Annotated in this window: 18 protein-coding genes and 1 tRNA gene; 8 read left to right on the top strand and 11 right to left on the bottom strand. The window is 35.8% G+C overall.

Annotated elements, in window-relative coordinates:
* Positions 1–9: 9 nt before the first annotated feature.
* Both ACY9Z2_RS12235 and ACY9Z2_RS12230 read right to left on the bottom strand, forming a co-directional pair.
* A tRNA-Val gene (locus ACY9Z2_RS12235) sits at positions 10–81 on the bottom strand.
* Positions 82–170: 89 nt separating this feature from the next.
* A complete protein-coding gene (locus tag ACY9Z2_RS12230; protein WP_463609927.1) occupies positions 171–623 on the bottom strand; it encodes a hypothetical protein in 453 nt (150 codons plus the stop codon).
* Positions 624–761: 138 nt separating this feature from the next.
* Here ACY9Z2_RS12230 and ACY9Z2_RS12225 point away from each other — a divergent pair, with 138 nt between their 5' ends.
* Together ACY9Z2_RS12225 and ACY9Z2_RS12220 are read left to right on the top strand one after the other, a co-directional pair.
* Entirely contained in the window at positions 762–1,052 is a 291-nt protein-coding gene (locus tag ACY9Z2_RS12225) for a hypothetical protein (RefSeq protein WP_463609926.1), read from the top strand.
* 101 nt (positions 1,053–1,153) lie between these two features.
* Complete coding sequence (locus ACY9Z2_RS12220; RefSeq protein WP_463609925.1) at positions 1,154–1,693, top strand: CBO0543 family protein; 540 nt, start codon at positions 1,154–1,156, stop codon at positions 1,691–1,693.
* 55 nt (positions 1,694–1,748) lie between these two features.
* Here ACY9Z2_RS12220 and ACY9Z2_RS12215 read toward each other — a convergent pair whose 3' ends face one another.
* The 9 genes from ACY9Z2_RS12215 to ACY9Z2_RS12175 all read right to left on the bottom strand — a co-directional run bounded on the left by ACY9Z2_RS12215 (position 1,749) and on the right by ACY9Z2_RS12175 (position 5,809).
* Positions 1,749–1,988, bottom strand: a complete 240-nt coding sequence (locus tag ACY9Z2_RS12215) for a hypothetical protein (RefSeq protein WP_463609924.1) — start codon at positions 1,986–1,988, stop codon at positions 1,749–1,751.
* A 31-nt stretch (positions 1,989–2,019) separates the two neighbouring features.
* Entirely contained in the window at positions 2,020–2,223 is a 204-nt protein-coding gene (locus tag ACY9Z2_RS12210) for a DUF3953 domain-containing protein (RefSeq protein WP_463609923.1), read from the bottom strand.
* Positions 2,224–2,739: 516 nt separating this feature from the next.
* Positions 2,740–3,159, bottom strand: coding sequence for an NUDIX hydrolase (locus tag ACY9Z2_RS12205; RefSeq protein WP_463609922.1), 420 nt, complete (start codon positions 3,157–3,159; stop codon positions 2,740–2,742).
* 239 nt (positions 3,160–3,398) lie between these two features.
* Positions 3,399–3,608: a hypothetical protein gene (locus ACY9Z2_RS12200; RefSeq protein ID WP_463609921.1), complete on the bottom strand. Its 210-nt coding sequence runs from the start codon at positions 3,606–3,608 to the stop codon at positions 3,399–3,401.
* Between the two features lie 2 nt (positions 3,609–3,610).
* The gene (locus ACY9Z2_RS12195) at positions 3,611–3,790 is read right to left on the bottom strand and encodes a hypothetical protein (protein WP_463609920.1); all 180 of its coding nucleotides are present in this window, start codon (positions 3,788–3,790) and stop codon (positions 3,611–3,613) included.
* A 313-nt stretch (positions 3,791–4,103) separates the two neighbouring features.
* Entirely contained in the window at positions 4,104–4,415 is a 312-nt protein-coding gene (locus ACY9Z2_RS12190; RefSeq protein ID WP_463609919.1) for a hypothetical protein, read from the bottom strand.
* A gap of 173 nt (positions 4,416–4,588) precedes the next feature.
* Positions 4,589–4,729 carry a YpzI family protein gene (locus ACY9Z2_RS12185; RefSeq protein WP_463609918.1) on the bottom strand — a complete coding sequence of 47 codons (141 nt, stop codon included), beginning with the start codon at positions 4,727–4,729 and terminating at the stop codon, positions 4,589–4,591.
* A gap of 154 nt (positions 4,730–4,883) precedes the next feature.
* The gene (locus ACY9Z2_RS12180; RefSeq protein WP_463609957.1) at positions 4,884–5,033 is read right to left on the bottom strand and encodes an anti-repressor SinI family protein; all 150 of its coding nucleotides are present in this window, start codon (positions 5,031–5,033) and stop codon (positions 4,884–4,886) included.
* 86 nt (positions 5,034–5,119) lie between these two features.
* Positions 5,120–5,809 (bottom strand): Crp/Fnr family transcriptional regulator, encoded by a 690-nt coding sequence (locus ACY9Z2_RS12175; protein ID WP_463609917.1) that lies wholly within the window; start codon positions 5,807–5,809, stop codon positions 5,120–5,122.
* A 263-nt stretch (positions 5,810–6,072) separates the two neighbouring features.
* On the opposite strand from ACY9Z2_RS12175, the gene ACY9Z2_RS12170 reads away from it, so the two are divergent.
* From ACY9Z2_RS12170 to ACY9Z2_RS12145, 6 genes are all read left to right on the top strand, one after another.
* Positions 6,073–6,258 carry a hypothetical protein gene (locus ACY9Z2_RS12170; RefSeq protein WP_463609916.1) on the top strand — a complete coding sequence of 62 codons (186 nt, stop codon included), beginning with the start codon at positions 6,073–6,075 and terminating at the stop codon, positions 6,256–6,258.
* Between the two features lie 233 nt (positions 6,259–6,491).
* Complete coding sequence (locus ACY9Z2_RS12165; RefSeq protein ID WP_463609915.1) at positions 6,492–8,225, top strand: ABC transporter ATP-binding protein; 1,734 nt, start codon at positions 6,492–6,494, stop codon at positions 8,223–8,225.
* On the top strand, positions 8,215–10,029 hold the full coding sequence (locus ACY9Z2_RS12160) for an ABC transporter ATP-binding protein (RefSeq protein ID WP_463609914.1): 1,815 nt from the start codon (positions 8,215–8,217) through the stop codon (positions 10,027–10,029). The genes ACY9Z2_RS12165 and ACY9Z2_RS12160 overlap by 11 nt, the downstream gene beginning before the upstream one ends.
* Positions 10,030–10,142: 113 nt before the next feature.
* On the top strand, positions 10,143–10,865 hold the full coding sequence (locus tag ACY9Z2_RS12155; RefSeq protein ID WP_463609913.1) for an alpha/beta hydrolase: 723 nt from the start codon (positions 10,143–10,145) through the stop codon (positions 10,863–10,865).
* A gap of 142 nt (positions 10,866–11,007) precedes the next feature.
* On the top strand, positions 11,008–11,523 hold the full coding sequence (locus ACY9Z2_RS12150) for a YjcG family protein (protein WP_463609912.1): 516 nt from the start codon (positions 11,008–11,010) through the stop codon (positions 11,521–11,523).
* Positions 11,524–11,528: 5 nt separating this feature from the next.
* Entirely contained in the window at positions 11,529–11,951 is a 423-nt protein-coding gene (locus tag ACY9Z2_RS12145) for a GNAT family N-acetyltransferase (RefSeq protein WP_463609911.1), read from the top strand.
* Positions 11,952–12,001 lie beyond the last annotated feature (50 nt).

Raw genomic sequence — 12,001 nt, 5'->3', positions numbered from 1 at the left:
TCCTCTTAATGAGCCGTACTGGATTTGAACCAGTGACCCCTTGCCTGTCAAGCAAGTATTCTCCCGCTGAACTAACGGCTCGTGTAGAAGATAATTTCTCCTATTATATCCTTCACTAAAATTTCTTGCAAGGTATTTTTCATTCTCCCTATAATAACTCGGAGACATTTTTACTGAACTTTAATGGAAAATTTATAAATTGCAGTCATGTCGTATTTCCCCCATTCTGCCTTTATTTCGTACACATGAATTCCTTTTTTCTTTGGTACAATAATTTCTTTCCTTTCATCATCCATATAATCTCTACCTTCTGTAAGGTCTCCATCAATATTTTGTCGCTGCAGTTGTAAGTTATCTGGACTTTCTGCAAAGCGAAACGCAATAACTTCAACAACGGAAACGGTTACTGGCTTAGGTGGAACATTTGAATTCTCATCTAAAAATTCGCATTGCCTAAAAAGAAAACTTTCAGCACAAAACATACCCATTTCAATCGGAAATTCTTTACCATCTTCTGTAGTAACAGTTAATTCAATTGGATCTGGTCTTCCAATCTTGGTAAACGGCAAGACAATCAGAATCGCCAAAATAAGAAAAAAAGCAATTATCGTATATTTTTTCATCTTAAGTAACCTCCTACTAATTTTTGTACGATACAAGGCTGCCAAAAGTTCCAATTTTCTAAATTTATTTAACGCTGGGACAAATGCTCTGACTCTGAATACAATGAGTAGAACACTGTAATGAAAAGAGGGAGTATTTTGCCTAATCGAATTGAAGGAATAATAATAGACAATGATTTTGATGACGAAGATCTTCCGGCAAAACTAGAATACATTGCACTATTTTTGAATACAATAGCAAGTCTATTAGCCATGTATGGTGCTACATTAGCACGTGAACAAGCTAAGCAAGAAAAAGTGAATCTGCAACCTCGAAACCGACGAGAAAGTGATTTGCATAAACAAATTGTTAAGATGACCAAAGAAACGGAAAAACTGCAACGAAAAATGGAGAAAATGCAGCGACAAATTGACCAAATGGAAGGTTAAAAGAATTTAATCCACTGTACATGTTTATAAATTTGATTTTAGTAAAAAATAATAAAAAAGAATAAAGGAAAGTTACTATAATGTTTTATTCCTCAGTCAATATGTTAAAAATTAAAGAAGTACAAGAAAAACTAAGTTCCCTAAGGGAAAGGTACTGGATAGAAGAAGTTGTTTTTTCCATTCAATGGTGTATATTATTTGCATGTACATTGTTGGTTTTTTACCTATGGCTAAAGCTAGTAGATCGGTCTATGCTCACAAAAAACCTTCTATACGGCTTTATTATTTTACCAATCATTATGTATCTGGATATTCTAGGGGCAGAATTTACACTTTGGGATTATCCAGCGATGGTATTACCATGGGGGCCACGTATTATTTTTGTGGATATAATGGCTTCCATCATTTTCATGTATCTGTATCAACGCTTCCCTAATTGGAAAAATTACATAATTGTTTCTGTAATACTCTCCCTTATTTTTTCCTTCGTGCTGGAACCGTTGTTGGTTTATATGGATATTTATAAGCCATATGCATGGAAATCCATCTATTCTTTTCCAATATACATCCTATTAACCATTTTAATTAAGTGGATAGTGGATAAACTTTATTCGATTGAAGTAAGAAACAAAAATAATTAATGTAGCTGGTTTATCTTCCTTATGAACCAGGTTAATTATAATATCACTATGTATTTTATGTTGTTGAGATAATACAAAGCGTTCCTAGCGACATAATTAATCCTATAGCAACATAAATATATCCCCACACTTTCTCTTTATTGTTGATTTGTCTGATGCCTGATAATAAGCAATACAGGCCCAAAATAGAAAACATAACATTTTCTGGCATTCTGTAAATACCCAAGATATATAAGATAAAAAATATTGCCATTATAATTGCTATAAGCATGGTCGCTTTTTCAAAAAATTTCATATCCAGCTTTTCACCTCTATCAATGCTTCAATTATCTAAAAACGAGAATGTACATTGACACTACTGTAACAATAAGGCCTGTTACAAAGAAGATATAACCATCAATTTTAACTTTCTTCAAAATTTTTTCAATTCCAGATAACAAAAAATACATTCCCATAAAAGGCATATAAAAGTTTAGCGGTATATCGGACACTCCAACAAAATATAAAATAGCAACTATTCCAGCTGACATTGCCATAAACAATTTAGTTATATCTAGAATCTTCATGGTCAGTTTCAACTACCTCTTTTGTTTTTTACCTTAGATGTTATCCTTCTGATAAAAATAAGTACTGATAAAAAGTGATAACCCAATACATAGAAAAGTTATTGATAAGTACTGTTTAGTAGTGATTATGTCCCCATCAAAATTTTTAATATATAAATAAAGACCGAGCAAGAAAAAAGAAATTCCCATTACAAAATTTACTTTTCCTACAGTATTAAGTTCTTTCATGTTAAGCATCAATTTTCCCTCTTTTTCTATATTACATTTTGGAGACTAAACGAATACAACAGTTCCTATCCCTACAAATATTCCTGTGATTAAATATAAATAACCCTCATGCTTTTCTTTATTTATGACATTTTTTAGCCCTAAGAGAAAAAACTGTAAACCCACTAAAGTAAAAAGAATTTCTATAGTGGATTAAAATCCCCGAATAGATAATATCCAAAAACACCTATTACCAAGATACCAATAATCCTATTAAATCCTATTAAAGCCTTCATACTCTAATTCACCTTCTACTATTTTCTTCGCAACCGCACTCGGTCTAACATCTAGTGATAATAGTTTATTAATGTTTATCCATACTGGTTCATATGTACCGCGATTCCTTGATTCATCTTTGTATTCATCTCCCTTCCCTGAACCAACTTTACCACTTATTATTTCAGATACGTAAAAGTACTGCATGCCGTTATACTGTGCTACCGCAAAGAAATCCTTAATTTTTATCTGTACACCTAGCTCTTCAAACGCTTCACGCTTGGCAGTCACTTCAGATGTTTCGCCCTTTTCAATTCCACCACCCGGGAAAACATAGTAAACCGATCCATTTCGGGTTCGTTTGATTAGAAGGATTTTATTTTTTTCAATGATAATTACTGCAGATCTATTTCGCATATTTTCTCCTTAATTAGTAACTTCAATGGGAATCACATATGTACCATCACCCTCATCCCAGCCGGCATAAATCACATAAATATATTTACCCGCTTCGCTCTGGAGATCGAAGGTACCATTCTTGCTTATAATGAAATCAATTCCCTCTTCCCAAAGACCCCCCCTCCAAGATAATAGGTTCATCAGCAAACTGGATAGTTAACTTTGCGTTTGGGTAAGTTTTATAATACGTCATACCCTCAATTTAATTGAGGTGGTTCTGCAGAATCAGAATGAACTGTTTTGGATCCGGAAGACCAAGAATAGGTTCCAATTTTATACGAAACTTTCACATCATCTATTGTAATAACTGGATACGGTGGGGCAAGGTTGTCAGTAGATGTTTCTTCTGAATCATTACAAGCAACTAAACCTATAAACACGATCAAAATCAATACTACTTTTTTCATTTTCATACCAAATCTTTCTCGGTCGTCTTCCACTTGAAATAGTTATAAGCGATGGAGCCTAATATTAAACAGAATGCACCTACCACGATTAACCGAACAAATTCAGGATAAAAACCCCAAAGAAGTAAAATTGGTATGTAAAAGATGAAAGTGATTGGAAGTGCAATTAGTCCTCGAAGCATTTTCCTCCTATAGCTTAGCCTGTAGTAATTCAATGTAAAGCCTTTATCGACTTTTTCTTTTCCTCTTGCCCTTGTCTAAAGGATGAATTGAATGATTCCCATCAATAGAAATATAATAACAACATTAATAAGTGCTTCCTCAAAAATATACTCCTTGAAACTAATTTTTTACACCTCACCTTCTGATAAGTTCGTTTTCCATACCTTTTTGCTACACAGCCGCTTTCGCTAGTAAACTTGTAGTCTCTACTGTATATCCACCCTCGTTGGCTTCGATAGTTCCGCCCTATTAACAGTATCCTTATTGCAGTAATTAAACTCCTGTTACCTCTTTTGTTTTCCATTTGAAATAAAGATAAACAATTTGGTATACATCAAAAAATAAAACTGCAATCAATACAACTTGAAGGTAATCCGGATACAAATTTTGCATGAAAAAAATTGGATAACACATTGCTACTATTACAGGAAGCATATATATGTTTCGAAGTAATTTCCTTCGATCACTGAGACGGTAATAGTTCAAAACAAATCCTTTATCGACTTTTTCTTTATCCTTATACCGCAACCATTGTATAAAACTAAGGATTACGGTAAACAAAAGTGTTATAAAAAGTTCAACCATTGATAAATAACCCTCCACTTCATTTATTCTAGATACCTTTCAATAAAATCTAGATTGATTTACATGTTTAATGATGCTTTTTCTCTACGTGAATTAACAGTCTTTTCTTTATTTTATCACAAATAAATATCTAAAAAAGCGATCATCTCTATTCAAGACGATCGCTTTCTAGTTTATTTTTTTCCATCATTCAATCTTCTAGCTTCTTCAGGGCTGGACATTTTTGTAGAACCTTTGTAACGTAACCCAACGTCACGATCAGATTCCACACGCCCACTCTCGCGCAACTTTTTTTCTTGGCGGTCTTTTGACATTGTATGCACCTCCTACAGTTAAGATGAGTAATTTAGGAGGATTTATACATTCTGGAATTAAGCATAAAATATGAAATAAACACCAAATTCTAAGGGGCTTCAGAGCTGAGTATACCTTTTACAGTTGAGATTGTGGATCAGAAAACAGTAGTATTCATGATGTAGGTTTTCTTTCATTTTTTAATAAAAAATTGCGGACTTCTTCCTTGCTAACCCCCAATTCCCTAGCTTCATTAATTAAGTACATCCATTCTTTATCAATATTCTTGGTTTGCTTTTCCTGTTGATCATCCATCCTTTCCATAGACACGCAGCATGCCTCCTTTAACTTCACACGTTTGTTCTAAAGTAATCATACAGCGAGTTCATTGTTTATTTCTGTAATCTAGTTCACATATTTTGAAGACATTGATTTACCTGTATCGTTTTTCTTCCGGTGCTACGGATAAATCCTTCGCTTTTAAGACGTTGCATATTCATTGAAACCGATTCCCTGGTCACACCAAGCATATCGGCAATTTCTTGATGTGTTAATGGAATCGGAATATCAACAAAATCCTTGTCTTTTTTTCCATATGTATCTGCCATAGAAATAAGTAGATGTTCAATTTGTTGCTTTACACTTCCAGTTGCAATGATTTGTAGCATTTTCTCTCTTTTACACAATCTGTCTGATAAAATCTCAAGCGCCTTAAAAACCAAATCTGGATGCACCTTTAACAATTTCGTAAAGTTTTCTTCTGTAATGGAACATAAATGAATATCTGATATTGTTTCCACATAAACATCTTCTGTGCCTAACGAAAAAGCACTAATGGATCCATATGTGCTGTATGGTCCTAACAAACTAATAGTAAATGTACGTCCTTCTTCGTTAATATCATAAATTCTTACCGCCCCTTCTTTTACAAAAAACAATTTCCCAGTCTTCGAACCTGGAGTTTGAATAACTTGGTTCTTTTTAATAGTTTGGTGCTCGATAATCTTTGAAAATCTTGTGATATCATCTCCTGAAAGAAATTCGAAAAAGCCGATTTTAGAGAGATACCACATTCTGTCTAAAGGAGCTTCTAGCTTCATCCCTCAACTTCCCCCTTTCGTTTAACTATCTCTATTCCTAATTTTACCATTTTAAACGAAATTATTGAGTCTAAATACCATTTTATTTACATTTGTTAGCTTGGTTAGCAAAAAGTTGTTTATTAGATTCAATTTATGGCGAATGCCATAATAAAAATAGTCTTAAAACTGTATTATTAATTCATACTATTAGGTATAATAAAAATAACAAAATTCACATTTTCTCCTATGACATTTAATTACAAATGATTGGAGATGGTGGTATGGTCGTAGAAGTTTCACGGGAAGACGTGTATTATGAACAAATTGTACAAGCTATTGTTTTTTACAGGTCATCATCTAGAAGGTTTTCCGTGCACGATATTAGCATTTTAACAGGTTTATCAGAAGAACATATTTTGGAATTAATGGAACTAAAAACAAGAGTCGCTATCCCGAATAAAGGATAGCTTTTTTTGTGATTTATGATCCGCTCGTATTTTCTTTATTCGGCCAGTATATTACAGGATTTCGCTCGTATTTTCGTAATCTGGCCAGTATTGTATCAAATTCGGCTTGTATTTTATAAATTCGGCTCGTATTACCATTTCGCTGGAAATTAATCAGCTAGCCCAACCCTCCTCCATAGATAATAGCGTTGTTTACCTATATAATAGAATTACTACATACTCGGAGGTCTATTGTGAAAAGTGTACTTTCTTTTTTAAAACCCTATAAAATCCCTATTTGGGTTGCATATACATTGACGATGATTGAGCTTGCAACGGAGCTACTCCTTCCCTTTTTCCTTGGAATGATGATTAACGAGGGCGTGCTCCAAAAGGATATTGGAAACATTGTGATGTGGGGCAGCATAATGATTGGTCTTGCGTTTAGTGCGTTTATTGCTGGAATTATTAATTCATTCTATGCATCACATATTAGCTATGGGTTTGGATATGACATTCGTGAAAAACTGTTTAAAAAGGTGCAGGAATTTTCGTTCAGAAATCTAAATCAATATCCGACGTCTGTCCTGATGACACGGTTTACAAATGATGTTCGACAACTTCAAAATACATTGTTTATGGGGCTTCGTATTATGGTGAAAGCTCCGCTTATTGTGCTAGGTGGCGTGGTAATGGCGTTTATCGTGAATTGGCGGCTTGCGCTTATTTTCCTTATTACTGTGCCACTATTAGTTGGTTTTTTATTTTGGGTACTTAAGCGCGCGAGTCGTTTATTCGAACGCGTTCAACGTTATGTCGATAATGTAAACCGTGTCATGCAGGAAAACTTGGCTGGAATGCGTTTGATCAAAGCCTTCCTACGACGTGATCATGAGGAAAAACGCTTCATGAAAGCAAATAAGGATCTTGCTTCTGAAACCCGCTACACGTTTCGGTTTGTCGAAGCATCCATGCCAGTACTCCTCTTCGTTATGAACATGAGTTTGATCTCAATTTTATGGTTCGGGAACAATCAGGTGCTTGCTGGTACCACCTCGGTTGGAGATATCGTTGCGATAGTTCATTATGCGCTTCGTGTCTCTATGGCGATTTCGATGTTTACATTTATCACATTAGCGTTTTCTAGGGCACGTGCGTCAGCCCATCGACTTGGTGAAGTGATAAACGTCAAAGTTGACTTGCACGAATCAGCTGATGCGGAGGCTAGAAACGTTGTTCAGCATGGAAAAATTAACGTGAAAAATGTTGACTTTTCCTATACGGATGACGGTGCAAAAGTGTTAGAAAACGTGTCATTTTCAGTGGATGCTGGTGATTCAGTAGCAATACTTGGGGCAACAGGTTCTGGAAAAACATCTTTGTTTCAGCTATTGCCAAGGTTGTATGATGTGACAGCAGGTGAAATTAAAATCGATGATAAACCACTTACTGCCTATACGTTGGATCATTTGCGACTAGCGATTGGTTACGTCCCACAAAATCCACTTCTTTTCAGTGGATCGATATTTGATAATATTGCTTGGGGCAAAGAAAATGCGACAAAAGAAGAAATAATTCAAGCTGCTCAAGATGCGCAGATTCATGATACCGTTATGGAATTGCCAGATGGATACGATACAAAAATTGGTCAAAAAGGTGTCAATTTGTCTGGTGGCCAAAAACAGCGACTTTCGATTGCGCGAGCACTCATTCGCCGTCCGAAAATTTTAATGCTGGATGATTGTACTAGTGCACTCGATTTAGAAACTGAATCTCGATTACTCGAAGCTATTGAAGCCTATCAGTGCACGATATTAATGATTACTCAAAAAGTTACAACTGCAATGGACGCTGACCAAATACTGATCATGGATCACGGGGAGATCATATCAAACGGTACGCATACCGAATTACTTACGGAATCAACTCTTTACCGCAAGATTGTGGAATCGCAGTTTGGAAAGGAGTATGTTCAGCATGCCAATTAGTCAACTAAAGGAGCCTTTTCAACAGGAACGAATTCCACTCACAGATATGTCCGGTAAAAAAACGAAGAAAGCACATGACACCGCTGGGACGGTCAAACGCATTTGGGCATATTTGCTACGGGAAAAAATAACGCTAAGCCTAGTAATAGCTATGGTGGTAATCAGCTCTGGCCTGGCCCTTCTCGGACCGTATCTAATCGGTATGGCGATTGATGATTATATTGTCACGAAAAATAGTGCCGGGCTTGGAATGTTGCTTATTTGGCTCATCGTAATTTACCTGTTTCACTCTCTATCGATTTTCTTACAAAATTATTGGATGGTTGGAATCGCACAAAATACTGTGTACTCGTTGCGTGATGGTCTTTTTAAGCAATTCCACCGCTTACCAATATCCTATTTTGACAAACGTCAGCACGGGGAATTAATGAGTCGAATAACAAATGACATAGATAATATTAATAATACGTTAAATCAATCCGTAATTCAGATATTTTCTAGTGTCCTCACACTTGTTGGAACAGTAGGAGTGATGCTTTTACTTAGTCCCCTTCTTACCGTTGTAACGATGACAATTATTCCACTGATGTTCTTAGGGATGAAGTGGATTACAAAACGGACTGGACCCTTGTATAAACTGCAACAGCGTGACTTGGGTGATTTGAATGGATACGTTGAGGAGACGATTTCTGGACAGCATGTCGTGAAGACGTTCTCTCAAGAAAAACGTGTAATCGATGAATTTGAGGAACGAAATAAAAAGCTTCGTCATACTGGTTTTTGGGCAATGACGATTTCTGGTTTTATTCCAAAAGTAATGAACATGCTAAACTTCTTAAGCTTCGGTTTGGTTGCGCTCGTTGGTGGGATTCTTGCTGTAAATGGAATGGTGTCGGTAGGTGTCATTGTTATTTTTACCGAATATGCACGACAATTTACTCGCCCCTTGAACGAACTCTCCAATCAATTTAATATTCTGTTGTCAGCTGTTGCCGGTGCGGAGCGTGTTTTTAACGTGATGGATGAAAATCAAGAAGAATTTGATGAGCGTTCAGCGGAAGTTTTGCCAGAAACAAATGGGCATGTCACATTCAACAATGTTTCGTTTGCCTATGAGGATACACCGATACTGCATCATATTTCTTTCGAGGCAAATCCTGGTGAAACAGTTGCTTTTGTTGGCCATACCGGGGCAGGTAAAACAACGATTATTAATTTAATTGCACGGTTTTATAATTATGGTAATGGTGAAATTGCGATAGATGGTATGGATATAAAGGATATCAAGCGTTCTAGCTTACGCCAGCATATGGCATTTGTTTTACAGGATTCTTTTTTGTTTAAAGGAACCATTTTAGAAAATATTCGTTATGGTCGACTCAATGCAACGGATGCAGAAGTGATTGAGGCTGCAAAAAATGCAAACGCCCACGAATTTATATCAAGGATGGCAAATGGTTATCAAACAGTTTTAGATCAGGAAGGCAGTGGGATAAGCCAAGGACAAAAACAGTTACTAACAATTGCCCGGGCAATATTAGCTGATCCTTCCATTCTAATTTTGGATGAAGCAACAAGTAATATTGATACGATTACCGAGGTAAAGATTCAAGATGCATTGAAAAGACTAATGCGTGGACGAACTAGCTTCGTCATTGCGCATCGATTAAATACAATTCAAGAAGCGGATAAAATTATTATGCTTGAGCATGGACGAATTGTCGAAAAAGGAAGTCACGATGAACTATTAAAACGTAAAGGACATTATTTTCATCTATTTCAGGGACAGTTAACAGAAATTTAACCTTACAATGCGCTTCGTAGCATAGTAAAACGGGTACAGTTTTGATATGATGAAGATAATGAGCACTTTTCCAGTTAAATGGAATTTGTAATTAGAAAAAGAGGTGTACGAAATTGGGTAGAAAAGGAACAATGGTTGAACAAGAAATAAATAGTACGTACTTAAATGAAATGATGACACTGAAAATCTATCAGCCGGAATCATTTTCTCCATTATATAAATATCATATTTGCATTATGCAAGATGGAAATGATTATTATCAACTCGGGCGAGCAGCTACACTCAGTGATCGCCTACATGATAAGGAAGAAATTGAAAATACCGTATTTGTTGGAATACATTATAATGACAAATATGATCGGCGAGACAAGTATCATCCAAATGGTGAAAAGCAAGACGCATACATTAAGTTTTTAGTATATGAAGTGGTTCCGCTGCTTGATGACATCCTTCCAACATATCATATGGGACAGTCTCGTGCCTTAATGGGTGATTCCCTTGCGGGTACACTTGCCCTCATGACAGCTCTACGTTATCCGCATACTTTTGGCAAGGTAATTATGCAGTCACCATATGTCGATGATAAAGTAATGAACGCGGTACGAGAAGCAAAGGATATTCATTCAATTGATATTTATCATACAATTGGTTTGGATGAAACCGAAGTGGATACAACCGATGGGAAGAAACAAGACTTCCTTACACCGAACCGAGAACTAAATGCAGTATTAGAGGAAACAGGAGTTAGCTATATCTACCACGAACTAGAAGGCGAACATACGTGGAAAGCGTGGCAAAAAGACTTAAAACGAGCATTAACTACGATGTTCCATTAATTTTTTCAAAAAATTCACCTATTTTCATTTGAATTTTGTTATAATAAAGAGTAAAGCCTATAATTTATCTATCATCATTGGTCTAGCAGATTATCATCATCATAGTAATAGATGCAAAACTAAAATTAGGAGGTTTTCAATTATGAAATACGGTATTGCAATTTTTCCATCTAAACCAGTTCAAGATAAAGCAAATTCATACAGGAAGCGTTATGACCCTCATTATGCATTAATTCCGCCACATATCACGTTGAAGGAAGCATTTGAAGCCGATGATGATATGATCCATCAGCTTGTAAAAGAGTTACGCGAAATTGCAAAGGAAACAGAACCTCTTTCTATTCATATTAATAAGGTTAGCACGTTTGCACCAGTAACGAATACGATTTATTTAAAGGTTGAAGCATCAGATGAAATCGTGAAATTATACGAAAAAATGCAAAGTGGCAAGTTCCCTGACAATAAAGAATATGCGTTTGTACCACATATCACAATTGCTCAAAAACTATCGGATCAGGAATATGCAGATGTATACGGTAGCTTGACAATGAAAGACATTCAACTAGAGGATAAAGTAGATCGATTCCAGTTAATGTATCAACTTGAAAATGGTTCTTGGACCGTTTATGAATCATTTGTTTTTGGAAAAGGTGAGTAAGTCTAGTGGATATTAAAATTGTTGAAACGAAAGACGAACTCAAACATGCATATCATGTTCGAACAGTCGTATTTGTAGATGAACAAAATGTCCCTCCAGAATTAGAACTTGACGAATTCGACGAAGTTGCAGTTCATTTTGTGGGTTATATTGAAGATGAAGCCGTTGCAGCAAGTAGACTTCGGTTTGTTGATACTTACGGAAAACTTGAGCGCATATGCGTATTGGAAAGTGAACGTGGGAAATCCTTCGGTAAAGAAATGATTAAACGTATGGAAGCTGAGATTAATAATCGTGGATATAAAAAATCAAAGCTCAATGCCCAAACCCATGCCGAGGCATTTTATAAACGACTCGGTTACAAAACTGTATCCGATGAATTCATGGATGCAGGTATCCCACATGTTACGATGATTAAGGATTTATAGAAAAGCAAAAAGTCTACTGCATATAAATTAAAGCCAGTGTGTTGGACGGT

It is taken from the genome of Virgibacillus sp. GM2-2 (genome assembly GCF_055329585.1).
The sequence above is the reverse complement of the archived record's forward strand: the minus strand, read 5'-3'. Positions and strand labels throughout refer to the sequence as shown.

Coding starts and splice junctions, on each gene's coding strand:
- ACY9Z2_RS12150 (WP_463609912.1), top strand. CDS start 11,008: ATGAAATACGGTATTGCAATTTTTCCATCTAAACCAGTTCAAGATAAA.
- ACY9Z2_RS12170 (WP_463609916.1), top strand. CDS start 6,073: ATGGTCGTAGAAGTTTCACGGGAAGACGTGTATTATGAACAAATTGTA.
- ACY9Z2_RS12200 (WP_463609921.1), bottom strand. CDS start 3,608: ATGAAAAAAGTAGTATTGATTTTGATCGTGTTTATAGGTTTAGTTGCT.
- ACY9Z2_RS12220 (WP_463609925.1), top strand. CDS start 1,154: ATGTTAAAAATTAAAGAAGTACAAGAAAAACTAAGTTCCCTAAGGGAA.
- ACY9Z2_RS12180 (WP_463609957.1), bottom strand. CDS start 5,033: ATGGAAAGGATGGATGATCAACAGGAAAAGCAAACCAAGAATATTGAT.
- ACY9Z2_RS12160 (WP_463609914.1), top strand. CDS start 8,215: ATGCCAATTAGTCAACTAAAGGAGCCTTTTCAACAGGAACGAATTCCA.
- ACY9Z2_RS12205 (WP_463609922.1), bottom strand. CDS start 3,159: ATGCGAAATAGATCTGCAGTAATTATCATTGAAAAAAATAAAATCCTT.
- ACY9Z2_RS12190 (WP_463609919.1), bottom strand. CDS start 4,415: ATGGTTGAACTTTTTATAACACTTTTGTTTACCGTAATCCTTAGTTTT.
- ACY9Z2_RS12210 (WP_463609923.1), bottom strand. CDS start 2,223: ATGTCAGCTGGAATAGTTGCTATTTTATATTTTGTTGGAGTGTCCGAT.
- ACY9Z2_RS12175 (WP_463609917.1), bottom strand. CDS start 5,809: ATGAAGCTAGAAGCTCCTTTAGACAGAATGTGGTATCTCTCTAAAATC.
- ACY9Z2_RS12195 (WP_463609920.1), bottom strand. CDS start 3,790: ATGCTTCGAGGACTAATTGCACTTCCAATCACTTTCATCTTTTACATA.
- ACY9Z2_RS12215 (WP_463609924.1), bottom strand. CDS start 1,988: ATGAAATTTTTTGAAAAAGCGACCATGCTTATAGCAATTATAATGGCA.
- ACY9Z2_RS12185 (WP_463609918.1), bottom strand. CDS start 4,729: ATGTCAAAAGACCGCCAAGAAAAAAAGTTGCGCGAGAGTGGGCGTGTG.
- ACY9Z2_RS12230 (WP_463609927.1), bottom strand. CDS start 623: ATGAAAAAATATACGATAATTGCTTTTTTTCTTATTTTGGCGATTCTG.